At 61.7% G+C, this 23,520-nt stretch carries 17 protein-coding genes and 1 tRNA gene; 5 read left to right on the top strand and 13 right to left on the bottom strand.

The features are described from left to right. Positions 1-2 precede the first annotated feature (2 nt). Positions 3-1,181 carry an HPP family protein gene (locus ACY34H_RS25595; protein ID WP_464980283.1) on the top strand — a complete coding sequence of 393 codons (1,179 nt, stop codon included), beginning with the start codon at positions 3-5 and terminating at the stop codon, positions 1,179-1,181. 84 nt (positions 1,182-1,265) lie between these two features. On the opposite strand, the gene ACY34H_RS25590 is transcribed toward ACY34H_RS25595, so the two are convergent. Next, entirely contained in the window at positions 1,266-1,946 is a 681-nt protein-coding gene (locus ACY34H_RS25590; RefSeq protein WP_464980282.1) for a PEP-CTERM sorting domain-containing protein, read from the bottom strand. A 242-nt stretch (positions 1,947-2,188) separates the two neighbouring features. Between ACY34H_RS25590 and ACY34H_RS25585 the strand changes: the two genes are divergently transcribed. Continuing rightward, positions 2,189-4,021, top strand: coding sequence for a DUF885 domain-containing protein (locus ACY34H_RS25585; protein ID WP_464980281.1), 1,833 nt, complete (start codon positions 2,189-2,191; stop codon positions 4,019-4,021). Between the two features lie 123 nt (positions 4,022-4,144). Here the strand turns inward: ACY34H_RS25585 and ACY34H_RS25580 are convergent, their stop codons facing one another. Continuing rightward, positions 4,145-4,591: an acyl-CoA thioesterase gene (locus tag ACY34H_RS25580; protein WP_464980280.1), complete on the bottom strand. Its 447-nt coding sequence runs from the start codon at positions 4,589-4,591 to the stop codon at positions 4,145-4,147. A gap of 202 nt (positions 4,592-4,793) precedes the next feature. On the opposite strand from ACY34H_RS25580, the gene ACY34H_RS25575 reads away from it, so the two are divergent. Continuing rightward, positions 4,794-6,224 (top strand): sensor histidine kinase, encoded by a 1,431-nt coding sequence (locus ACY34H_RS25575; RefSeq protein WP_464980279.1) that lies wholly within the window; start codon positions 4,794-4,796, stop codon positions 6,222-6,224. Positions 6,225-6,257: 33 nt separating this feature from the next. On the opposite strand, the gene ACY34H_RS25570 is transcribed toward ACY34H_RS25575, so the two are convergent. Next, entirely contained in the window at positions 6,258-7,001 is a 744-nt protein-coding gene (locus ACY34H_RS25570) for an ArsR family transcriptional regulator (protein ID WP_464980278.1), read from the bottom strand. Between ACY34H_RS25570 and ACY34H_RS25565 the strand changes: the two genes are divergently transcribed. Then, complete coding sequence (locus ACY34H_RS25565; protein WP_464980277.1) at positions 6,961-9,726, top strand: M16 family metallopeptidase; 2,766 nt, start codon at positions 6,961-6,963, stop codon at positions 9,724-9,726. The two genes, ACY34H_RS25570 and ACY34H_RS25565, sit on opposite strands and share 41 nt — an antisense overlap. Positions 9,727-9,855: 129 nt before the next feature. Then, complete coding sequence (locus ACY34H_RS25560) at positions 9,856-10,035, top strand: hypothetical protein (RefSeq protein ID WP_464980276.1); 180 nt, start codon at positions 9,856-9,858, stop codon at positions 10,033-10,035. Positions 10,036-10,127: 92 nt separating this feature from the next. Here ACY34H_RS25560 and rpoC read toward each other — a convergent pair whose 3' ends face one another. The 10 genes from rpoC to tuf form a co-directional block, all read right to left on the bottom strand. Further along, entirely contained in the window at positions 10,128-14,369 is a 4,242-nt protein-coding gene (gene rpoC / locus ACY34H_RS25555) for a DNA-directed RNA polymerase subunit beta' (RefSeq protein WP_464980275.1), read from the bottom strand. 69 nt (positions 14,370-14,438) lie between these two features. Then, positions 14,439-18,548 carry a DNA-directed RNA polymerase subunit beta gene (gene rpoB, locus ACY34H_RS25550; protein WP_464980274.1) on the bottom strand — a complete coding sequence of 1,370 codons (4,110 nt, stop codon included), beginning with the start codon at positions 18,546-18,548 and terminating at the stop codon, positions 14,439-14,441. Positions 18,549-18,858: 310 nt separating this feature from the next. Then, the gene (gene rplL / locus ACY34H_RS25545; RefSeq protein ID WP_130186596.1) at positions 18,859-19,233 is read right to left on the bottom strand and encodes a 50S ribosomal protein L7/L12; all 375 of its coding nucleotides are present in this window, start codon (positions 19,231-19,233) and stop codon (positions 18,859-18,861) included. A 60-nt stretch (positions 19,234-19,293) separates the two neighbouring features. Then, on the bottom strand, positions 19,294-19,824 hold the full coding sequence (rplJ, locus tag ACY34H_RS25540) for a 50S ribosomal protein L10 (RefSeq protein WP_131149375.1): 531 nt from the start codon (positions 19,822-19,824) through the stop codon (positions 19,294-19,296). Between the two features lie 266 nt (positions 19,825-20,090). Beyond that, complete coding sequence (rplA, locus tag ACY34H_RS25535; RefSeq protein ID WP_464980273.1) at positions 20,091-20,786, bottom strand: 50S ribosomal protein L1; 696 nt, start codon at positions 20,784-20,786, stop codon at positions 20,091-20,093. Between the two features lie 2 nt (positions 20,787-20,788). Next, complete coding sequence (gene rplK / locus ACY34H_RS25530) at positions 20,789-21,220, bottom strand: 50S ribosomal protein L11 (protein WP_130186598.1); 432 nt, start codon at positions 21,218-21,220, stop codon at positions 20,789-20,791. A gap of 100 nt (positions 21,221-21,320) precedes the next feature. Next, a complete protein-coding gene (gene nusG / locus ACY34H_RS25525) occupies positions 21,321-21,947 on the bottom strand; it encodes a transcription termination/antitermination protein NusG (protein ID WP_464980272.1) in 627 nt (208 codons plus the stop codon). Further along, positions 21,948-22,331, bottom strand: a complete 384-nt coding sequence (secE, locus tag ACY34H_RS25520; RefSeq protein WP_464980271.1) for a preprotein translocase subunit SecE — start codon at positions 22,329-22,331, stop codon at positions 21,948-21,950. A 36-nt stretch (positions 22,332-22,367) separates the two neighbouring features. Then, positions 22,368-22,443, bottom strand: a tRNA-Trp gene (locus ACY34H_RS25515). A gap of 84 nt (positions 22,444-22,527) precedes the next feature. Then, positions 22,528-23,520: elongation factor Tu (tuf, locus tag ACY34H_RS25510; RefSeq protein WP_464980270.1), on the bottom strand; the 993-nt coding region annotated here is incomplete at its 5' end.

Raw genomic sequence — 23,520 nt, 5'->3', positions numbered from 1 at the left:
AGATGCGTGTAAGATCTTTGTTTAGTGTTTTGCTGCCGGCCCCCAGCACGGCCAGTACAACCGAACGCCTGCGTGCCAGCGCCGGCGCCTTGCTGGGACTCCTCGTCACGGGCACCGTGGCGCACTTGATGCTGGGCGAAGATGCGATCTGGCTGGTGGCGCCGATGGGTGCCTCGTCCGTGTTGCTGTTCTGCCTGCCCGCCAGTCCGCTCGCGCAACCCTGGTCGGTGATTGGCGGCAATGTCATTTCCGCCCTTGTCGCTGCCGCCTGCGTGCGCTGGCTGGGCCACCTGCTGCCGCTGCCCGCCCTGGCGGCGCTGGGCACGGCGCTGGCCATTGCCACGATGTTTTTCACGCGCTGCCTGCACCCGCCCGGCGGCGCAGCGGCGCTGACCGCCGTGATCGGCGGCCCCGCCGTGCATGCGGCCGGCTTCTCGTTCGCACTGGGCCCGGTGCTGGTCGATTCCCTGCTGCTGGTCACGGCGGCGATCGTCTACAACAACCTGACGGGACGGCGCTATCCGCACGCGCAAACGCTGTCGCACCCGAATCCGCATGCCACCAGGGATGAAGTGCCGACGGTGCGGCTGGGCTTCAAGCCGGAAGACCTGGATGCGGTGCTGCGGCGCTATGGCCAGGTGCTCGACATCAGCCGCGACGACCTGGAGGCGCTGTTCCTGCAAACGGAAATGCGCGCTTACCAGCGCCGCTTCGGCGTGATCAGCTGTGGCGACATCATGTCGCGCGACGTGGTGACGGCGGAATTCGCGACGCCGTTGACGGAGGCCTGGCAGGCGATGCGCGGCCGCCATATCGCCGCCCTGCCCGTGCTCAATCCGGCCCGGCGGGTGATCGGCATCGTGACGCAAAGCGATTTCCTCAAGCACAGCGGGCTGGACGACTACCGCGGCATGCGCGAGAAACTGAAGGACTTCCTGAAGCCGTCCGGCCTTTCCCATACGGAAAAGGCGGAAGTGGTGGGCCAGATCATGACGGCGCGCCCGCGCGTGGCACAGACCGACACGCCGATCGTGGACCTGGTGCCGCTGATGGCCGACGCTGGCCTGCATCACATCCCCATCGTCGACGCCGAAGAACGCTTCGCCGGCATCGTCACGCAGTCGGACGTGGTGGCGGCGCTCTATGAACACCGGCTGGCCGAAACCTCGCAACCGGCCTGACTGCCTGAGCGCTCTTCCGGTAGCGGAGATGGCCTTCCACGCCAGGCTCCCGCCGGGCTGCGGTTTTCCGGCGCTGGTTTCCCGTCATGCCGGCTGCCTGAACCTGTCGCTGCCGCGGCGGCGGCCCGCCAGCGCCACGACCAGGCTGCCGGCCAGCACCATGCCCCAGGTGCCCGGCTCCGGGACCGGACTGACGGCGGCAGCGCCGATCGCGGCGCCATACCAGTTCTCGAACACGGGTGTCGTAAAGTAGAGGTCGGTAAAGGTGCCGTTCAGGCGCACCACGCCGTTGCCTTCCTTGCCGAAAACGGTATTGCCCACCACTGTCAGCTCGCCGTCACCCCAGGAGCCGCCTCCTTCACTGAGCAGGTCGATACTGGCCACGCCCTGGAATGTGAAGCTGGCGGCATGGCTGGAGGCGCCCAGGCTGATGAACGCGATATAGGGATCGACGACGGCCGACGAGAAGTGCACGTGGTGCTGCATTGCATATTCTCCGCCGGAAAGGTGCAGGAAACCGTTGGTGCCGGGCCCGTTGCTGACCGCGCCGCTGAGGTAGGTACCAGGGAAGTGCGTGAAATAATCGGTATGCGGCGTACCCGCGGCACCCGTGTACGTGACATCGATCGTCTTGCCATCCTGGTCCATGGTGCCATGCTTTGCGACGTTGCCGTTCCAGTTGATCCAGTTGACCGGGTCGGCGGCGGCGTGCAGCGGGGCGGACAGGGCGGCGGCCAGCAGGCCGAGACCGAACAATTGCTTCATGCTTGCTCCTGATTGATTGCGGTGAACAACGTTTGATTGCCTGTCGGCGACAAGCTTTACGTTAGTCTAATGGCATTGCTATCCCAACAATACTGATATGACAAAGCAATACAATTTATGTAAATGAACAGACATTTGCGCTGTCCGGCCGCGTAAGGCCAGCGATAACCGTTTCGCCAGCGCGGCAGATCGCTTATGCTTGCGCCGCTGCATTTCTCATTACCCATATTCGGAATTCACCTATGAAGTACTGTATCGAATCGCGCACGCTGGGCGTGCTGGCCGCTGCCCTGCTGCTGGCCTTCGGCCCGGCCCGGGCCACCATGCCGGCCGTGGCGCCGGCGGCACCGGCCGGCAAGGTCTCGGCTGCCGTTTCCGCCGCCGAAAGCAAGAAATTCCTGGCGCTGGCGGACGAGTATTACGACGCCATCGCCCGTTTCGAGCCGGTCTATGCCACCGACAACGGCGACAACCGCTTCGACGACCAGATCGGCATGGCCATCGCCCCGACCGAGCGGGCCAGGCAGTTCGCCCGCTACCGCGACTACACGCGCCGCCTCCGGACGATCGACCGCAACAAGCTGACGCACCGCGACCGGATCAACTACGACGTGCTGGCGTTCGAACTCAGGACGCTGCTGTCGTACCAGCCGTATCCGGGCCACCTGCTGCCGGTCAGCCAGATGGACAGCCTGCCGGTGACACTGGCGAATTTTGCCAGCGGCGAGGCATCGCAGCCGCTGACCACGGTGAAGCAATACCGCGCTTACCTGAACCGGCTCACGCAACTGCCGGCCTGGATCGACCAGGCCATCGCCAATATGCGCGAGGGCATGCGGACCCGCGTCACGCAGCCAAAAGCCATCATGGTCTCGGCACTGCCGCAGTTCAGGAAGCTGGTCAGCACGGTGCCGGAGGAAAGCATTTACTACTCTCCCGTCAAGCGCATGCCGGCCGGCTTTTCCGCCGCCGACCAGACCCGGCTGACGGCCGACTACCGCGCGGCGGCCGCCGCGCTGCAGCCGGCGCTGGCGCGGCTGGCCGCTTTCATCGAGAACGACTACATTCCGGCCTGCCGCACCTCCACCGGCTTTTCGGCGGTACCGAACGGCCGCGCCTGGTATGCGGTACGCGTGGCGGAGTCCACCACGACCGCCCTGGCGCCGGAAGCGATCCACGAGATCGGCCTGAAGGAAGTGGCGCGCATCCAGGCCGAGTTCGCCAAGCTGGGGCCGCAGCTGGGCTATGACGGCCCCGCTGCCGGCCTGCCGGTCTGGGTTTCGCAACAGCCGCGCTTCTTCCCGTTCAAGACGGAGGACGAGGTGCAGGCCGTATACCGCAAGCTCGATGGCGTGCTCGATGAAAAGCTGCCGGCGATGTTCACGCTGCTGCCGAAGGCAAAACTGGATCTGCGGCTGGAACCGGAATTGTCGCGCGATACGGCATCCGACCATTACACGGCACCGGCCGCGGACGGTTCGCGGCCCGGCGTATTCTGGTCCGTCGTCACCGATCCCGCCAAATACGGCAATACAGGCATGACGACGCTGTTCCTGCATGAAGGCAAGCCGGGCCACCATTTCCACATCGCACTGATGCAGGAACTGGGCTTGCCGAACTTCCGCAAGTTCGGCGGCAACACGGCATTTACCGAAGGCTGGGCGCTGTACGCGGAAACGCTGGGGCGGGAGATGCGGCTGTTCGACGATCCGGCCCAGTACTTCGGCCACCTGAACGACGAACTGCTGCGTGCGACGCGCCTGGTGGTCGATACCGGCATGCATGCGAAAGGCTGGACCCGCGAACAGACGATCCAGTACATGAAAGACACGCTGGGTTACGACGCGGTGGCGCGCAGCGAGACGGAACGCTACATGGCATGGCCGGGCCAGGCGCTGGCGTACAAGATCGGTGCGTTGAAGATCATGGAATTGCGGCAGCGGGCGCAAGCGGCGCTGGGCGACAGGTTCAGCCTGCCGGCGTTCCACGAACAGGTGCTGGGTGACGGCACATTGCCGCTGAGTTTGCTGGAAGCGAAGATCGATGGCTGGATCGCGCAGCAGCGCGTGCCGTGATCGTTACTGCCTGGGCGGTACGCTGCATTGTTTGGGCATGCGTGTTGTTGCCAGGTGAAGACTGATGTCTGCTGTACGGCCGGTGCGGCGATGTTCGCGCCGGAACGGTGTCCAATTCCGCCATTACTTCTTCAAGGCATAGCGCCCGATACGTTTCAGGACCAGTTCGGGCAATGCCTTGATCTGCTTGGTGTGGCTGGCGAACACGAGTTGCTGGCGCCCCCTGGCCACCAGTTCGCCGTTCGCATGGAAGCGGAATTCGAGCCAGAACGAACAGCGTTTGATGTCGTAGCTGTTGACTTCACAGGTGATGTCCTGGAAAGGGAAGGTTTCCTGTAAGAAGTCCTGCTCGGCATGTTTGGTGATGAAGACGCCCTCCTGCTGCAACATGTCGCGTGAAATGCACTCATAAAACCATTTCTCGCGGCAGATGCCTTGCCATTCGAAATAACGCGCAAAATACGTATTTCCATAGGCATTCGAATCCTTGAGATAGATCGACAGCTGATGATGGAACGTCAGCGCTGCATTGATGTTGGCTTCGCTCGCTACGTTGGCATGCATAAACATGACTTTCTCCTGAGAAGTAGACGCCGGCCGCCGGCAGGTGCTCGACACGATGCCGAACACCTCTACTTTTTGCCTTAAAGCATTATTCGCTTTTGACTAAGCGCAACGTTTAGCCAATTTCGGGGAACTCGGTACGCACTTCGCCATTTTCTGTTGCTAAGATCGCTTGCCTGTTCACTGTAAATTCCGAGGGAGCGCACGCATGTATTCGATCTTGCCGGGATTGGTATCGCTGGTATTCATCAGCTACGGCGTGTATGTGCTGAATTCGCGCGGCGTCAATCGCGCCAGCCTGACCTTCTTCCTTATTTGCATTACCACGTTCTGCTGGCAGGCTGCGTGGGCGCTGATGTTCCAGGTCAAGAATGCCGACACGGCGCTGATGCTCGTGCGCCTCGGTTACCTGCCGATCCTGTTCCTGCCCACCACGCTGTACCACTTCATCGCCGAACTGACGGGCCGCCGCAGCGAGCGCCCGTTCGTGCATGCCAGTTATGCGCTGGCAGCCCTGCTGGCACTGCTGATTCCCACGACCGACTGGCTGCTGTCCGGCCTGTATACGTATTTTTACGGCTTCTATCCGCGGGCCGGCTGGCTGCATCCGGTGCACCTGCTGCAGACGGCTGCGGTGATCCTGCGCGGCCTTTACCTGTTGTACCGCCGCCAGCAGGTGGCGCTGTCGACGGAAAAGGCGCGGCTGCGCTACTGCCTCGTCAGCATCCTGATCTATGCCGTGGCGTCCATCGACTACCTGTGCAATTACGGGGTGGAGTTCTATCCCCCGGGCGTGCTGTTCATCGCCGCCAGCCTGGGCCTGATCGCGCAGGCCATGGTGCGGCACAACCTGCTGGCCGATCCGCTGGCCACGGCGGCCAGCATCGCGCACGAGGTGCGCACGCCGCTGGCAACCATCCGCAGCCAGTCGCGGGTGCTGGCGCGCAACCTGCCCGAATTGATCGCCGGCTACCGGCGCTCGCAGGCGCCCGGCCTGAACGAGGAACAGCTGGAATACCTGAGCGAGATCGCGCGGCATATCGAGGCCGAGGTATCGCGCTCGAACTTCATCGTCGACATGCTGCTGGCATCGGCGCGCGTGGGTTCACTGGAACGCGACAATTTCACCATGCACTCGATCAAGAAAGTGGTCGACGAAGCGCTGGCCTGCTACCCGTTCGCCGAGCGCGAGCGGGCCAGGGTCAGCGTGCGGCTGAGCGACGATTTCCGCTTCTATGGGTCGGATACGCTGCTCGTGTACGTGCTGTACAACCTGCTGAAGAATGCGCTGCACGCGCTGAAATCGAAGGGCGAAGGCGCGGTGGTGATCGAATGCTACCGTGACTTCGACCAGAATATGCTGATCGTTACCGATACGGGCCACGGCATTGCCGCCGATGTGCTGCCGCACGTGTTCGAACCGTTCTACACGACGCGCAAGACAGGCGGCGGCACCGGCATGGGGCTGGCGTTCTGCCACAAGGTGGTCACCGCGTTCGGCGGCACGATCTCCTGCGAATCCGAGGTGGGCAGATATACCCGTTTCGCGCTGGGGTTCCCGCTGGAGCGCGCGTTACCGGCGCAGGCCACCGGCCAGCGCCTGGCCGATGACTTCCCGTTACCCGACCGGGCCAAGTAAGCGTTATTGATCCAGGCGTTATCGATCCAGGCGTTATCGATCCGCCTGCGCATCCTGCACGATGCGATCCAGGTCCGCTTCATCGCCCAGTACGAACATCTTGCGTTCTTCCAGCACGTTCAGGATGAAACCCTGCTGTTCGCGCACGCGCCGCTTGAAATCGGGCAGCGAATAGAGGTTGGGATTGATCTTGCGGCGCAACAGCCGCTCCGCCACCGGCATCCGGCTCAGCAGTTCCCCATACGTGGTGTTTTCGCCGATCAGCAACAGCTCGACGGCATCCGGCGTCGCTTCCTGTTCCCTGGCCGTTTTCCCGTACACGAAGGCGACATTCAGCGACTTGCGCAGCGGCCCCAAGGTGGAATGCAATACGCTGAGCAGGCCGAAGGTTTTCTTGACGATGCTCGTCAATTCTTCGTAGACGGGACTTTCCTTGTTCGGCCGGAATTGGCGCACATTGCCGATCCGCTCCGACACGATCAGGCCCGACTCGTGCAGCCGCTTCAGTTCGCGCTGCGCCGATGCGCTGCCGAGCCCTGTCTGGCGCATGATTTCGTTGAGGTGAAATCCTTCATTCACCCGTACAAACAACAAACCCAGCAGTTTTTGCTGGGCGGGAGTAAACAGGGCAGATGGGATCATGGACCAAATCTTAGCATGATGGCCGGGGACGATCGGCGCGTTATTGCCGTTTCGACACGCTACAATGCCCTGGTCCTTCACCTCGGGGAACCCCATGAAACGCACGATTATCTTCGCCTTGCTGGCGGCTTGCATCAGCGCTGGAACCCTGGCCGCACCGCCGGCAATCAATACCCCGGCTGCCGCGCCATATCAACGGCAGGCTTATGTCATCCCCCACAAGAAATTCGTGCTGCAGAACGGGCTGACGCTGATCGTGCATGAAGACCGCAGCGTGCCGGTCGTGGGCGTGAATATCTGGTACCACGTGGGCTCGCGCAACGAAAAGCGCGGCAAGACCGGCTTTGCGCACCTGTTCGAGCACTTCTTCTTCAACGGCTCGGAAAACCATCCGCACGGCTTCCGTGAAGCGATGGACGACCTGGGAGCCAATAACCGCAACGGCACCACCAATACCGACCGTACCAACTTCTTCGAGGATGTGCCCGTGTCCGCGCTCGAGCGCACGCTGTACCTGGAAGCGGACCGGATGGGTTTTCTCGGCAATTACATATCGAAGGAAATGCTGGAGCGGGAACGCGGCGTGGTGCAGAACGAAAAGCGCCAGGGAGAAAACCAGCCGTATGGCCGGGTGCACCTGGAAAAATCGGCGAAGATGTACCCGTATTCGCACCCGTATTCCTGGCCGGTGATCGGCAGCATGGACGACCTGGCGGCCGCATCGCTGGAGGATATCCGCGAGTGGTACCGAACCTATTACGGCCCGAATAACGCGGTGATCTCACTGGCCGGCGACATCTCCCCGGAGCGTGCGCTGGAGCTCGTGAAGAAATATTTTGAATCGATCCCGCCCGGACCGCCGCTACCGCGCCTGGAGGCGTGGGTTCCGAAGCTGGAACGCAGCATGCGCGACGAAATGGAAGACCGCGTGCCGCAGGCGCGCATCTATCGCAGCTGGCATGTGCCGGGCTGGCGCGACACCGATGTGGTAAAGCTCGGCATGGTTTCCGACGTGCTGGCGAACTCAAGGAATGCGCGGCTGAACCGCCGGCTGATCGACGAGAAGAAACTGGCGACCGGCGTGTCGGCGGGTGTCGACGTCAGTGAACTGTCGAGCACGTTCGACATCGCCGTCACGGTGACGCCCGGTGTCGATCCGGCCCTGGTGGAAAAAGAACTCGATGCCGTGCTGGCCGAACTGCTGGACAAGGGGCCGACCGCGCGGGAGGTGGCGCGCGTCAAGGCCAGCACGCTGGCGGCGTTCGCGCGCGGCATCGAACGCCTGGGCGGCTTCGGCGGCCGCTCGGATGTGCTGGCCGAAAGCATGACCTACGGCGGCACGCCGGACGCCTACCTGAAGCAGCTCGATACGCTGTCCGCCGCCCAGCCGGCCGCCCTGGAGGCGACGGCCGCGCAATGGCTGCGCGCGCCCCACTACACGATGACGGTGAAGCCGTTCGCCAGGGTCTCCGCGGCGGCCTCGGCGCTCGACCGGAAGGTGCTGCCGGCCCTCGGCAACGCGCCCGATGTGACATTCCCGGCAATGCAGAAGGCCACGCTGTCCAATGGCCTGAAGGTGGTGCTGCTGGAGCGCCACTCGGCACCGATCGTCAACGTGGCGCTGGCGATCGATGCCGGCACGGCAGCCGACACGCCGGAAAAAGCCGGGCTGGCATCGCTGACGCTGGAGCTGCTGGACAAGGGAACCAAGTCACGTGACGCCTACCAGATGTCCGACGCGCTTGAATCGCTGGGTGCGCGGCTCTACACCGGCACGGGCCCGGACATGTCGGCGGTGCGGCTGCATGCCACGGCGGCCAACCTGGCGCCGTCGCTGGCGCTGCTGGCCGAAGCGGCGCTGGCGCCGGCGTTCCCGGCCGACCAGTTCGCGCTGGCGAAACAGCGCCGGCTGGCCGGCATTGCGCAGGAAAAGGCGCAGCCGAACGCACTGGCGCTGCGGACGCTGCCGGCGATCCTGTACGGTGCAGGCAACAGCTATGGACTCCCCGCTTCCGGTTTCGAGCACTCGGTGGCGGGCCTTGCACGCGAAGACCTGGTTCGCTGGCATCGCGAATGGTTCAAGCCCGGCAGTACCACGATCGTCGTGACCGGCGACACCACGCTGGCGCAGGTGGTGCCGCTGCTGGAAGCGTCGTTCGGCAAATGGCAGGCCGGCAGCGCTCCCGCTAAAGCCGCCGCCACGGCCCCCGCTGCGGTTCCGGCGAAGCGGATCTACCTGATCGACAAACCCGACGCGCTGCAATCGACGATCCTGGCCGGCCACCTGTCGCTGCCGCCGCGCCAGCCGGAAGACCTGGCAATGGAACCGGTGATGCAGAACTTCGGCGGCATGGCGACGTCCCGCCTGAACCGCAACCTGCGGCTGGACAAGCACTGGAGCTACGGCGGCGTGGGCCGGCTGACCAGCGTGCGCGGCCCGCGCAATTTCTTTACCCTGATCGCCGTGCAGTCGGACAAGACGAAAGAATCGATGATCGAAGTGAGCAAGGAAATCCGCGACATCGCCGGCAAACGGCCGATCGCGGGAGACGAGTTCACGAGCATCATGCGCAACATGACGTCGCGGCTGGCCGGGCGCTTCGAGACGATCAGCGCGCTGGAATCGGCGGCGCTGGAGACGATCAACCTGGGGTTGCCGGAGGACTACTGGGCCAACTACGCCGCCAATATGCGCACCTTGCAGGCCCCGCAACTGGCCGGCGCTGCCGGCAAATTCATCCGGCCGGACGACGTGGTCTGGCTGGTGGTGGGCGACCTGAAGAGGATCGAGCCGGGCATCCGCGCGCTGGGCTGGGGCGACATCGTGGTGCTGGATAACGACGGCAAGCCGGTGCGGTAGTGCGACGGATGTTGATGATGTTTGGCAATGTTTGCGCCAGATCAAAATGGAGACTTGTTGGCTGAGTAGGATGGCATTTCCTGTGGGCATTAACAAGACGGATGCCCGTACCGAATAAGGGAGTCATCCATGAACCGAGCTTACTGGCAGGCCGTTATCATCCTGATGGGAACGATCGCAACGACGGTCATCGCCGCCGAGTGGCGCTGGGAGCCGGCGAGCTCCGGGAATTATCTCGTCATCGTGGAGACGAATGCCCTGACCACGGCGGACGAGAATGCTGCTGGTGCGCTGAAGCAGCGGCGCTAGCCGCTTGCGGCTCCCGCGGCAGGAACCGGGCGAAAAAAAAACGGCACCTTTCGGTGCCGTTTTCATGTGCAGCCCGAAGGCTACGGTAAGGATCAGCCTTCGCCGCCCTCGTGGTGCTGTTCGGCCGGGGTTTCCAGCGCTTCCAGCTCCGTGCTTGCTTGCGCTGCGCGCTCGGCTTGCAGCAGGGCGTTGCGTTCTTCCGCTTCCCAGACTTCCTTCTCGCGGCGGGCGCGGTGGAAGGCCAGGCCGGTACCGCCAGGGATCAGGCGGCCGACGATCACGTTTTCCTTCAGGCCGCGCAGGCCATCGCGCTTGCCCATGATCGCAGCTTCGGTCAGCACGCGCGTGGTTTCCTGGAACGATGCGGCCGAGATGAACGAGTCGGTCGACAGCGATGCCTTGGTAATACCCAGCAGCACGTTTTCGTACGTTGCCGGCAGCTTCGCCACGGCGTTCATCTTGTCGTTCTCGTCCAGCAGTTCCGAACGTTCCACCTGCTCGCCGACGATGTAGTCGGTGTCGCCGGCGTTGGTGATCTGGACACGGCGCAGCATCTGGCGAACGATCACCTCGATGTGCTTGTCGTTGATCTTCACGCCCTGCAGACGGTACACGTCCTGCACTTCGTCGACGATGTAGCGGGCCAGTGCTTCGATACCCAGCAGGCGCAGGATGTCTTGCGGATCGGCCGGGCCGTCCACGATCATCTCGCCCTTGTTCACCACCTGGCCGTCGTGCACCAGCACCTGCTTGTCCTTCGTGATCAGGAACTCGTGCTTGTTGCCGTCCATGTCGGTGATTTCCAGGCGCTGCTTGCCCTTCGTCTCTTTACCGAACGCCACCGTACCGGTGACTTCCGCCAGCATGCCGGCATCTTTCGGCGAACGAGCTTCGAACAGTTCGGCAACGCGCGGCAGACCACCGGTAATGTCGCGGGTCTTCTGCGATTCGGTCGGGATACGTGCCAGCACTTCACCCACCGATACCTGCTGGCCATCCTTCACCATGATCAGCGCGCCGACCTGGAAGCCGATCGCCACGGCGTGTTCGGTGCCGGCGATCTTCACTTCCGCGCCTTCTTCGTTCAGCAGTTTCACCTGCGGACGAACGGTCTTGGTCAGCGAACCACGGCGCTTCGCGTCGATCACGACGAGGGTTGCCAGGCCGGTCACTTCGTCCACCTGGCGAGCCACGGTCACGCCTTCTTCGACGTTCTCGAAACGCACCGTACCGGCGTACTCGGTAATGATCGGACGGGTCAGCGGATCCCACGTTGCCAGCGGCACGCCGGCCTTGATGGTCATGCCATCCTTGACGATCAGCGTGGCGCCGTACGGCACCTTGTGGCGCTCGCGCTCACGGCCATGGTCATCCGTGATCAGCACTTCGCCGGAACGCGAAATGACGATCTGGGAGCCCTTGCCGTTGGTAACGTAACGCATCGTGGCGGTGAAGCGCACGGTGCCGTTCGACTTGGCTTCGACGGACGAGGCCACCGCAGCGCGCGATGCCGCACCACCGATGTGGAACGTACGCATCGTCAGCTGGGTACCCGGCTCACCGATCGACTGTGCCGCCACGACACCGACGGCTTCGCCGGTATTGACCAGCTGGCCGCGGCCCAGGTCACGGCCGTAGCACTTCGCGCACAGGCCGAAACGGGTGTCGCAGGTCAGCGGCGTGCGGACCTTGACTTCGTCGATGCCCAGGCGCTCGATGTCCTCGACCATGTCTTCGTCCAGCAGCGTGCCGGCTTCGTACACGGTTTCCTGGGTTTCAGGATTGACCACGTCGTTGAGTGCCACGCGGCCCAGGATACGGTCGCGCAGTGCCTCGATGACTTCACCGCCTTCGACCATCGCCTTCATCAGCGTGCCGTTGGACGTGTTGCAGTCGTCTTCGATCACGACCAGATCCTGCGTCACGTCGACCAGGCGGCGCGTCAGGTAACCCGAGTTTGCCGTCTTCAGTGCCGTATCGGCCAGACCTTTACGAGCGCCGTGGGTCGAGATGAAGTACTGCAGAACGTTCAGGCCTTCGCGGAAGTTCGCGGTAATCGGCGTTTCGATAATGGAACCGTCCGGCTTCGCCATCAGGCCGCGCATACCGGCCAGCTGGCGAATCTGCGCCGCGGAACCGCGGGCGCCCGAGTCGGCCATCATGTAAATCGCGTTGAACGATTCCTGGGTCGACTGGGTGCCGTCGCGCTTGACGACGTCTTCCACCTTCAGCTGGTCCATCATCGCCTTGCCGACTTCATCGGAGGTCTTGCCCCAGATGTCGACGACCTTGTTGTAGCGCTCGCCCGCGGTGACCAGACCGGAAGCGTACTGCTGCTCGATCTGCTTGACTTCGGATTCGGCGGTGGCGATCAGCGACTTCTTCACGTCCGGCACCAGCATGTCGTCCACGCAGATCGAGATACCGGCGCGGGTTGCCAGGCGGAAGCCCGACTGCATCAGCTGGTCGGCGAACACCACGGTGGCGCGCAGACCGCACTTGCGGAACGACGTGTTGATCAGCTTCGAGATCTCTTTCTTCTTCAGCGGGCGGTTCAGCACGCTGAATGGCAGGCCTTTCGGCAGGATCTCGGACAGGATCGCGCGGCCGACCGTCGTTTCATAACGGGTGAGCGTGCGGACGAACTCGCCCGTCGCCGGATCGCGTGGGTTCTCGACGATACGCACGGTGATGCGGGTCGCCAGTTCCACTTCCTTGTTGTCGTACGCGCGGATCACTTCCGACACGTCCGGGAACAGCATGCCTTCGCCCTTGGCGTTGATCGCCTCGCGGGTCGCGTAGTACAGGCCCAGCACGATATCCTGGGACGGCACGATCGACGGTTCGCCGTTCGACGGGAACAGGATGTTGTTCGACGCCAGCATCAGCGTGCGCGCTTCCATCTGTGCCTCGATCGACAGCGGCACGTGGACTGCCATCTGGTCACCGTCGAAGTCGGCGTTGAACGCGGCGCAGACCAGCGGGTGCAGCTGGATCGCCTTGCCTTCGATCAGCACCGGCTCGAATGCCTGGATACCCAGGCGGTGCAGCGTCGGCGCACGGTTCAGCATGATCGGGTGTTCGCGGATCACGTCTTCCAGGATGTCCCAGACGACCGGTTCTTGCTGCTCGACCAGCTTCTTCGCTGCCTTGATGGTGGTCGCGAGACCCATCAGTTCCAGCTTGTTGAAGATGAACGGCTTGAACAGTTCGAGGGCCATCAGCTTCGGCAGGCCGCACTGGTGCAGTTTCAGCTGCGGACCCACCACGATGACCGAACGGCCCGAGTAGTCGACGCGCTTGCCCAGCAAGTTCTGACGGAAACGGCCGCCCTTGCCCTTGATCATTTCAGCCAGCGACTTCAGCGGACGCTTGTTGGCGCCGGTCATCGCTTTGCCGCGACGGCCGTTGTCCAGCAGCGAGTCCACTGCTTCCTGCAGCATGCGCTTTTCGTTACGCGTAATGATTTCCGGCGCGCGCAGTTCCATCAGGCGCTTCAGGCGGTTATTACGGTTGATGACGCGGCGGTACAGGTCGTTCAGGTCGGACGTGGCGAAACGGCCGCCATCCAGCGGGACCAGCGGACGCAGTTCCGGCGGCAGCACCGGCAGCACTTCCATGATCATCCAGTCCGGCTTGATACCGGAACGCTGGAACGCTTCCAGCACTTTCAGGCGCTTGGCGTATTTCTTGATCTTCGCTTCGGACTTCGATTCCTTCAGTTCCACGCGCAGCGTTTCGGCATCGCGGTGGATGTCGATCGAGCGCAGCAGTTCACGGATACCCTCGGCACCCATGAAGGCGGTGAAGTCGTCGCCGTACTCTTCGTACTTGGCGGCGTAGTCGTCTTCCGACATGATCTGGCACTTCTTCAGCGGCGTCATGCCCGGATCGGTCACGACATATGCTTCGAAGTACAGCACGCGTTCGATATCGCGCAGCGTCATGTCCAGCACCATGCCCAGGCGCGACGGCAGCGACTTCAGGAACCAGATGTGGGCGACCGGCGAAGCCAGTTCGATGTGGCCCATGCGCTCGCGGCGCACCTTGGCCAGCGTGACTTCCACGCCGCACTTCTCGCAGATCACGCCGCGGTGCTTCAGGCGCTTGTACTTGCCGCACAGGCACTCGTAGTCCTTGATCGGGCCAAAGATCTTGGCGCAGAACAGGCCGTCACGCTCGGGCTTGAAGGTACGGTAGTTGATGGTTTCCGGCTTCTTGACTTCGCCGTAGGACCACGAACGGATTTTTTCAGGCGAGGCGAGACCGATCTTGATCGCGTCGAAGGTCTCGTTCGTCTGTACTTGCTTGAATAAATCGAGCAGGGCTTTCATGTATCACTCCAGGTAGTGATGAATTCTTGAAGTTGCCCGACCAGCCAGGCTGATCGGGCGGCGTGCGGCTTAGGTGCGTTCCAGGTCGATATCGATACCCAGGGAACGGATTTCCTTCACCAGCACGTTGAACGATTCCGGCATGCCGGCATCGATCACGTGATCGCCCTTGACGAGGTTTTCGTACACTTTGGTACGGCCATTCACGTCATCGGACTTCACGGTCAGCATTTCCTGCAGCACGTACGATGCGCCGTACGCTTCCAGTGCCCACACCTCCATCTCACCGAAGCGCTGGCCGCCGAACTGGGCTTTACCACCCAGCGGCTGCTGCGTCACCAGCGAGTACGGACCGGTCGAACGGGCGTGCATCTTGTCGTCGACCAGGTGGTGCAGTTTCAGCATGTGCATCACGCCGACGGTAACCTTGCGCTCGAATGCTTCGCCGGTGCGGCCGTCGTACATCGTGACCTGGTTCTTGGACGGGGTCATGCCCAGCTTCGAGGCGATGTCGTCCGGATACGCCAGGTCCAGCATGCGGCGGATTTCCGATTCGTGCGCACCGTCGAACACCGGCGTCGCGAACGGCACACCCTTCTTCAGGTTGGCCGCCAGCTTCATGATCTCGTCGTCGGACAGCGAGGCGATGTCTTCCTTCGCACCGGACTCGTTGTACACGGTCGTCAGGTACTTGCGCATCTCTTCGACCTTGATCTGCTGTGCCAGCATTTCGCCGATACGGATGCCCAGGCCCTTCGCTGCCCAGCCAAGGTGGGTCTCGAGGATCTGACCCACGTTCATACGGGACGGAACACCCAGCGGGTTCAGCACCACGTCCGCCGGCGTACCGTCGGCCATGTACGGCATGTCTTCCACCGGCACGATACGCGAGACCACACCCTTGTTACCGTGGCGGCCTGCCATCTTGTCGCCCGACTGCAGGCGGCGCTTGACGGCCAGGTAGACCTTGACCATCTTCTGCACGCCAGGCTGCAGTTCATCGCCCTGCGTCAGCTTCTTGCGCTTCTCTTCGAAGGCCAGGTCGAACTGGTGGCGCTTCTCGTTGATCGATTCCTTGATCGCTTCCAGCGCGGTTGCCGCGTCGTCGTCCGCCGGGCGGATGTCGAACCAGTGGTACTTGTCCAGGTCGGCCAGGTATTCCTTGGTGATCGCAGCACCCTTCGCCAGCTTCTTCGGACCGCCGTTGACGACTTTACCGATCAGCATCTTTTCCAGACGCTGGAAGGCATCGCCTTCAACGATACGCATCTGGTCGTTCAGGTCCAGGCGGTAGCGCTTCAGCTCGTCGTCGATGATCTGCTGGGCACGCTTGTCGCGCGGGATGCCTTCGCGGGTGAACACCTGCACGTCGATCACGGTACCGACCATGCCCGACGGCACGCGAAGCGACGTGTCTTTCACGTCGGACGCTTTTTCGCCGAAGATCGCACGCAGCAGCTTTTCTTCCGGCGTCAGTTGCGTTTCGCCCTTCGGCGTCACTTTACCGACCAGCGTGTCGCCGGCCTGCACTTCGGCGCCGATGTACACGATGCCCGATTCGTCCAGGCGGGCCAGCTGGTTTTCCGCCAGGTTCGAGATGTCGCGGGTGATCTCTTCGGCACCGAGCTTGGTGTCGCGAGCAACCACGGACAGTTCTTCGATGTGGATCGAGGTGTAACGGTCGTCCTTGACGACGTTTTCCGAGATCAGGATCGAATCCTCGAAGTTCAGGCCGTTCCATGGCATGAAGGCCACGGTCATGTTCTGGCCCAGTGCCAGCTCGCCCAGGTCGGTCGATGCGCCGTCGGCGATCACGTCGCCCTTGGCCACGCGGTCGCCCACTTGCACGATCGGACGCTGGTTGATGTTGGTGTTCTGGTTCGAACGGGTGTACTTGATCAGGTTGTAGATGTCCACACCGACTTCGCCGGCTTGCGCCTCTTCGTCGTTGACGCGGATCACCACGCGGCCTGCATCGATGTAGTCCACCACGCCGCCACGCAGCGCCTGCACGGTGGTGCCGGAGTCGACCGCCACGGTGCGTTCGATACCGGTACCGACCAGCGCTTTTTCAGGGCGCAGGCAAGGCACGGCCTGGCGCTGCATGTTGGCGCCCATCAGTGCACGGTTCGCGTCATCGTGTTCCAGGAACGGAATCAGCGAGGCTGCCACGGAAACGATCTGGCCCGGTGCCACGTCCATGTACTGGATGCGCTCAGGGGATACCAGGATGGTTTCGCCGGCTTCGCGGGCCGACACCAGTTCGTCGTCCAGCTGGCCTTCTTCATTGATGCGGGCATTCGCCTGCGCAATGATGTAGCGGCCTTCTTCGATTGCCGACAGGTAATCGATCTTGTCGGTGACCTTGGAGTTCTCGACCTTGCGGTACGGGGTTTCCAGGAAGCCGTATTCGTTCAGGCGGGCATACAGTGCCAGCGAGTTGATCAGGCCGATGTTCGGGCCTTCCGGCGTTTCGATCGGGCACACGCGGCCGTAGTGGGTCGGGTGCACGTCGCGCACCTCGAAGCCGGCACGTTCGCGCGTCAGACCGCCCGGGCCCAGTGCGGAAACACGGCGCTTGTGGGTGATCTCGGACAGCGGGTTGGTCTGGTCCATGAACTGCGACAGCTGCGACGAACCGAAGAATTCGCGGATCGCGGCCGAAATCGGCTTGCTGTTGATCAGGTCATGCGGCATCAGGTTGTCCGCTTCGGCTTGGCCGAGGCGTTCCTTGACGGCGCGCTCCACGCGCACCAGGCCGGCGCGGAACTGGTTTTCGGCCAGTTCGCCCACGCAGCGCACGCGGCGGTTGCCCAGGTGATCGATATCGTCGACTTCGCCGCGGCCATTGCGCAGCTCGACGAGGATCTTGATCACGGCCAGCACGTCTTCATTGGCCAGCGTCATCGCGCCGGTCAGTTCGTCACGGCCGATGCGGCGGTTGAACTTCATGCGGCCGACGGCGGACAGGTCGTAGCGGTCGGCGCTGTAGAACAGACCGTTGAACAGCGCTTCCACCGATTCTTCGGTTGGCGGTTCGCCAGGACGCATCATGCGGTAGATCGCCACGCGGGCGGCGTTCTGGTCGGCCGTGTCATCGATACGCAGCGTCTGCGAGATGTAGGCGCCCTGGTCCAGGTCGTTGGTGTACAGCGTCTGGATCGCGCTGATGTTGGCATCGCGCAGGCGGTTCAGCAGCTCTTCGGTCAGCTCGTCGTTGGCCGAGGCCACCACTTCGCCCGTTTCCGGATCGACGATGTTCTTGGCCAGCACGCGGCCCAGCAGGTAGTCTTCCGGCACGGAAATGTGAGCGATACCGGCAGCTTCGATTTCACGCACGTGCTTGGCATTGATCCGCTTGTCCTTCGTGACGATCGTCTTGCCATCTTTCGGATTGACGATGTCGAAGCGCGCGACTTCGCCGCGCAGGCGTTCGGCCACGAACTCGAGTTCGCCGCCTTCCGAGCGCAGGTTGAAGTTGTCGAACACGAAGAAGTTCGCCAGGATCTGCTCCGGCGTCATGCCGATGGCCTTCAGCAGGATCGACACCGGCATCTTGCGGCGACGGTCGACGCGGAAGTACAGGATGTCTTTCGGGTCGAACTCGAAGTCCAGCCACGAGCCGCGGTAAGGAATGATACGGGCCGAGAACAGCAGCTTGCCGGACGAGTGCGTCTTGCCGCGGTCGTGTTCGAAGAACACGCCCGGGGAACGGTGCAGCTGCGACACGATGACACGCTCGGTGCCATTGATCACGAACGAACCGGTGGTCGTCATCAGGGGCAGTTCGCCCATGTAGACTTCCTGTTCCTTCATTTCCTTGACGACCGGCTTGGTCGGCGATTCCTTGTCCAGGATCACCAGGCGCACTTTCGCACGCAGCGGGGAAGCGAAGGTCAGGCCACGGAGCTGGCACTCTTTCACGTCGAAGGCGGGGTCGCCCAGCACGTAGGACAGGAACTCCAGGCGTGCAAAGCCGTTGTGCGAAACGATCGGGAAGATGGAAGTAAAGGCCGATTGCAGACCTTCGTTCTTGCGGGTTGCCACCGGAGTGTGCTCTTGCAAGAAGTTTTCGTACGACTCGAGCTGGGTCGCCAGCAGGAACGGAACGTTGTGGACGTTGGCGCGCTTCGCGAATGATTTGCGGATGCGCTTCTTCTCAGTAAATGAGTAGTGCATGGACACTCCGTGAGTGACAGGAAAGGGTAGAAAATTCAGGTTTCGGCTTGTATGCTTGCAATCGGTGGAAACCGAACGGCATTCAGGCGAAACCTCAAGGCACTACCATCTCGTGTCGGGACTAGGTACTGGGACGAGGGATACTGCTAAACAATGTTGCTAAACTGATGTTGCTAAACTGCTGTTGCTAAACTGCTGTTGCTAAATACGGCAGGGACGACAAAGGAGCCAAAGCCGGCCCTCCCCCTTCAAGAGGGAGGGCCTGGCTTTGGCTCGGGCGCTAAATGATACCGGCGCCTATGATACTAAATTACTTCAGGTCGGCCTTGGCGCCAGCATCTTCCAGCTTCTTCTTGCCGGCTTCTGCGTCAGCTTTCGACAGGGCTTCTTTCACGGTCTTCGGTGCGCCGTCAACCACGTCTTTGGCTTCTTTCAGGCCCAGACCGGTGATTTCACGAACTGCCTTGATGACGCCGACTTTGTTCGCGCCGACTTCGGTCAGCACCAGGTTGAACTCGGTCTGCTCTTCAACAGCAGCAGCAGCAGCGCCGCCGCCAGCTGCCGGAGCTGCCATTGCAGCTGCCGACACGCCGAACTTCTCTTCGAATGCCTTGACCAGGTCGTTCAGGTCCATCACGGACATTTCGGACACTGCGTTCAGGATATCGTCTTTGCTAATTGCCATTTGAAACTCCTAATTGATTTGTATGCTACAGATTGATTACTTGACGAGAACGTTTGGCAATTAAGCCGCTGCGGTTTCTTCGGCCGCCGGAGCAGCTTCGGAACCTTCGCTCTTCTTGGCTGCCAGTGCAGCCAGACCACGTGCAAAGCCGGAAACCGGTGCCAGCATGACGCCCAACAGCTGCGAGATGAGGACTTCACGGCTCGGGATGCTCGCCAGAGCAGTCACGCCAGCTACGTCGAGCTGCTTGCCTGCATAGTTACCTGCCTTGACGACCAGCTTGTCGTTGGTTTTGGCGAAGTCGTTGATGACTTTCGCTGCTGCCACGGCATCATCCGAGATCGAGTAGATCAGCGGACCGGTCATTGCATCGGCCAGGTTGGCGAACTGCGTGCCTTCGACAGAGCGACGAGCCAGCGTGTTCTTCAGAACACGCAGGTACACGCCCTGGGCACGCGCGGTTGCACGGAGTTTCGTCAAGTGAGCAACCTGGATGCCACGGTACTCAGCCACGACGATCGTTTGCGCAGATGCTACTTTTGCGGAAACTTCGGCGACAACGGCCTTTTTGTCATTCAGATTGAGACCCACGGTCAATCTCCTTGTGAGATGCAGAAAAATTTCCGCATCGGTTTCGAACAACGGCGTCCGAGGTTAGGAGTCCAATGGACTGCAAAACTTGTTCGGGTACACCATCTGCGTTGGGGACCATCACTGGTCATTAACCGGAAACCTGCCTGCTGCTTCCAGCCCAACGGTCTTTGATTGCCTGGCGAACCCTTGCGGATCCACCAGCCCAAAGATCTGCCCCACGCCTGCTTCAGTTACCTGGCAGACACGGGGACTTAATACTGTACTTAAGCAGCCAGCGTGCCGTGATCGACACGGACGCCTGCGCCCATCGTCGACGACAGCGAGACCTTGCGCAGGTACACGCCTTTCGACGAGGCCGGCTTGGCCTTGTTCAGGGCTTCGATCAGAGCGACCAGGTTGGTCTTCAGATCGGCGTCGCTGAACGATTTACGGCCGATGGTCGCGTGGATGATACCGGCCTTGTCGGTACGGTATTGCACTTGACCAGCTTTGGCGTTCTTGACGGCGGTAGCCACGTCAGGCGTCACGGTGCCGACTTTCGGGTTCGGCATCAGGCCGCGCGGGCCCAGGATCTGGCCCAGGGTACCGACGATACGCATGGTGTCAGGCGAAGCGATCACGATGTCGAACGGCATGTCGCCGGCCTTCACGCGTTCTGCCAGGTCTTCCATGCCGACCACGTCTGCGCCAGCTGCTTTGGCAGCTTCAGCCTTGTCGCCGGAAGCGAACACGGCAACGCGGACGGTCTTGCCGGTGCCTGCTGGCAGCACGACGGAGCCACGCACCACTTGATCCGACTTCTTCGGGTCCACGCCCAGCTGGACGGACACGTCGATCGATTCGTTGAACTTGGCGGTAGCCAGTTCCTTGATCAGGGTGACAGCGTTGTCGAAAGCGTACACCTTGGTACGGTCTACTTTAGCCTTGATGGCTTGAGCGCGTTTGGACAGTTTTGCCATGATTAGAAGCCCTCAACGGTGATGCCCATCGAACGTGCCGAGCCAGCGATGGTGCGCACAGCGGCTTCCATGTCGGCGGCGGTCAGATCCGGGGTCTTCAGTTTTGCGATTTCTTCCGCTTGAGCGCGGGTCAGCGTGCCGACCTTGTCGGTGTGCGGCTTCGGAGAGCCTTTTTGCACGCCCGAGTGCTTCTTGATCAGGAAGGTTGCCGGCGGGGTCTTCATCACGAAGGTGAAGGACTTGTCGGCGAAGGCGGTGATCACCACCGGAATCGGCATGCCTGGCTCGAGGCCTTGCGTCTGGGCGTTGAACGCCTTGCAGAATTCCATGATGTTCAGGCCGCGCTGACCCAGTGCCGGGCCGATCGGAGGAGACGGGTTTGCCTTACCAGCTGGTACTTGCAGCTTGATAAAGCCAATGATTTTCTTTGCCATGATGGCTATCCTATCGTTGGATTTGAGTGGTAGCGCCCCGCCGATACTGACTGGCAGGGCTCCTCGTACGGATTGAACGCTCCGTTAGGCGGGAGGCAGGTCAGACCTTCTCGACCTGCCCGAATTCGAGCTCGACGGGGGTAGCGCGACCGAAGATGGTGACGGAAACGCGCACTTTGGATTTCTCGTAGTTGACTTCTTCGACGTTGCCGTTGAAGTCGGTGAACGGGCCATCCTTGATGCGGACTTGCTCGCCCACTTCGTACAGCACTTTCGGCCGCGGCTTTTCGACGCCTTCCTGCATCTGCGTCATGATCTTTTCGATCTCGCGGGCCGGAATCGGCGTCGGCTTGTTCGACTTGCCGCCGATGAAACCGGTGACCTTGGCGGTGTTTTTCACCAAGTGCCAGGTCTCGTCCGTCATTTCCATTTCCACCAGCACGTAGCCCGGGAAGAAACGGCGTTCGGTCACGGACTTCTGGCCATTCCGGACTTCAACGACCTCCTCGGTCGGCACCAGGATCTGGCCAAACTGGTCCTGCATACCGGCGCGTTCGACGCGCTCGGTCAGGGCACGCTGCACGCTTTTTTCCATGCCGGAATAAGCATGCACGACGTACCAGCGCTTATTGCTAACCGGCACGCTGACAGGTGCAGCCGCCTCCTGCGCCGGCGCATCGCCTGGCACAGGAGCGTCGGTTGCGTCGTCTTGCACGTTATCGCTCATTTAATTTTTCCAGCCCAGAATCAAATCGTACAACAGGAATTCAAGCAGCTTATCCGTTCCCCACAGGAACATTGCCATGACCACCACAAAGGCAAACACGATCAGGGTGATCTGCGTTGCTTCTTTACGCGTAGGCCAGACGACTTTCTTGGTTTCGCGAACAGCTTCTTTCGAGAAATTGATGAAATCGCGGCCAGAAGTGGAGGTGTAGGCAATGCCGACGGAAATAAGCAAACCAACCACAAGCGCGGCTGCCCGCACCAGGGTTGGTTGACCTGCCAGGTAGAAGAACCCGACTACGCCTGCAATCGCTGCAACCACCGCGAGCACGACTTTCAGCTTGTCGCCGCTCGTGCTAACGGTTTGCACGGATTGATTAGACATTCGTTTTTACTTTCGGTGCCCTGCACCAGAATTCGGTGGCAGGGGCGGAGGGCATCGAACCCCCAACCTTCGGTTTTGGAGACCGACGCTCTGCCAATTGAGCTACGCCCCTACGTAAAACTTACAGTGGAATCCGTAATTCTAGCACCCAACTTTGTTGGGCGCCAGCATTACTTGGCGGACTCTTTACTACTAATTAGCCCAGGATCTTGGCTACGACACCCGCGCCGACGGTACGGCCGCCTTCACGGATTGCAAAGCGCAGGCCTTCTTCCATGGCGATCGGGGAGATCAGCTTGACGGTGATCGACACGTTGTCGCCCGGCATGACCATCTCTTTGTCCGCTGGCAGCTCGATCGAGCCGGTCACGTCCGTCGTACGGAAATAGAACTGAGGACGGTAGTTGTTGAAGAACGGGGTGTGACGGCCGCCTTCATCCTTCGACAGAACATAGATCTCGCCGGTGAAGTGGTTGTGCGGCTTGATCGAACCCGGCTTGGCCAGAACCTGGCCACGCTGCACGTCTTCACGCTTGGTGCCGCGCAGCAGCAGGCCGACGTTGTCGCCAGCTTGACCCTGGTCCAGCAGCTTGCGGAACATTTCCACGCCGGTGCAGGTCGTCTTCACGGTGTCGATGATGCCGACGATTTCGATTTCTTCGCCGACCTTGATGATACCGCGTTCGACACGGCCGGTCACCACGGTACCGCGGCCGGAGATCGAGAACACGTCTTCCACAGGCATCAGGAAGGCGCCGTCCACAGCGCGCTCAGGCGTCGGGATGTAGGTGTCCAGTGCGTCGGCCAGGCGGATGATGCACTCTTCGCCCATTTCGCCAGCCGCACCTTCCAGTGCCATACGTGCCGAACCTTTGATGATTGGCAGGTCGTCGCCAGGGAACTCGTACTTGGACAGCAGCTCGCGCACTTCCATTTCCACCAGTTCCAGCAGTTCTGCGTCGTCGACCAGGTCGCACTTGTTCAGGAACACGATGATGTAAGGCACGCCAACCTGACGGGCCAGCAGGATGTGTTCGCGGGTCTGCGGCATCGGGCCGTCAGCTGCGGAGCACACCAGGATCGCGCCGTCCATCTGGGCAGCGCCGGTGATCATGTTCTTGATGTAGTCGGCGTGGCCTGGGCAGTCAACGTGCGCGTAGTGACGGGCAGCGGTTTCGTACTCGACGTG

Source organism: Pseudoduganella sp. jia 9, assembly GCF_055502615.1.
The sequence above is the reverse complement of the archived record's forward strand: the minus strand, read 5'-3'. Positions and strand labels throughout refer to the sequence as shown.

Bases quoted from the DNA above. Each gene is read 5' to 3' on its own strand.
- ACY34H_RS25595 (WP_464980283.1), top strand. From the start codon at position 3: ATGCGTGTAAGATCTTTGTTTAGTGTTTTGCTGCCGGCCCCCAGCACG.
- ACY34H_RS25590 (WP_464980282.1), bottom strand. From the start codon at position 1,946: ATGAAGCAATTGTTCGGTCTCGGCCTGCTGGCCGCCGCCCTGTCCGCC.
- ACY34H_RS25585 (WP_464980281.1), top strand. From the start codon at position 2,189: ATGAAGTACTGTATCGAATCGCGCACGCTGGGCGTGCTGGCCGCTGCC.
- ACY34H_RS25580 (WP_464980280.1), bottom strand. From the start codon at position 4,591: ATGTTTATGCATGCCAACGTAGCGAGCGAAGCCAACATCAATGCAGCG.
- ACY34H_RS25575 (WP_464980279.1), top strand. From the start codon at position 4,794: ATGTATTCGATCTTGCCGGGATTGGTATCGCTGGTATTCATCAGCTAC.
- ACY34H_RS25565 (WP_464980277.1), top strand. From the start codon at position 6,961: ATGAAACGCACGATTATCTTCGCCTTGCTGGCGGCTTGCATCAGCGCT.
- ACY34H_RS25570 (WP_464980278.1), bottom strand. From the start codon at position 7,001: ATGCAAGCCGCCAGCAAGGCGAAGATAATCGTGCGTTTCATGGGGTTC.
- ACY34H_RS25560 (WP_464980276.1), top strand. From the start codon at position 9,856: ATGAACCGAGCTTACTGGCAGGCCGTTATCATCCTGATGGGAACGATC.
- rpoC (WP_464980275.1), bottom strand. From the start codon at position 14,369: ATGAAAGCCCTGCTCGATTTATTCAAGCAAGTACAGACGAACGAGACC.
- rpoB (WP_464980274.1), bottom strand. From the start codon at position 18,548: ATGCACTACTCATTTACTGAGAAGAAGCGCATCCGCAAATCATTCGCG.
- rplL (WP_130186596.1), bottom strand. From the start codon at position 19,233: ATGGCAATTAGCAAAGACGATATCCTGAACGCAGTGTCCGAAATGTCC.
- rplA (WP_464980273.1), bottom strand. From the start codon at position 20,786: ATGGCAAAACTGTCCAAACGCGCTCAAGCCATCAAGGCTAAAGTAGAC.
- rplK (WP_130186598.1), bottom strand. From the start codon at position 21,220: ATGGCAAAGAAAATCATTGGCTTTATCAAGCTGCAAGTACCAGCTGGT.
- nusG (WP_464980272.1), bottom strand. From the start codon at position 21,947: ATGAGCGATAACGTGCAAGACGACGCAACCGACGCTCCTGTGCCAGGC.
- secE (WP_464980271.1), bottom strand. From the start codon at position 22,331: ATGTCTAATCAATCCGTGCAAACCGTTAGCACGAGCGGCGACAAGCTG.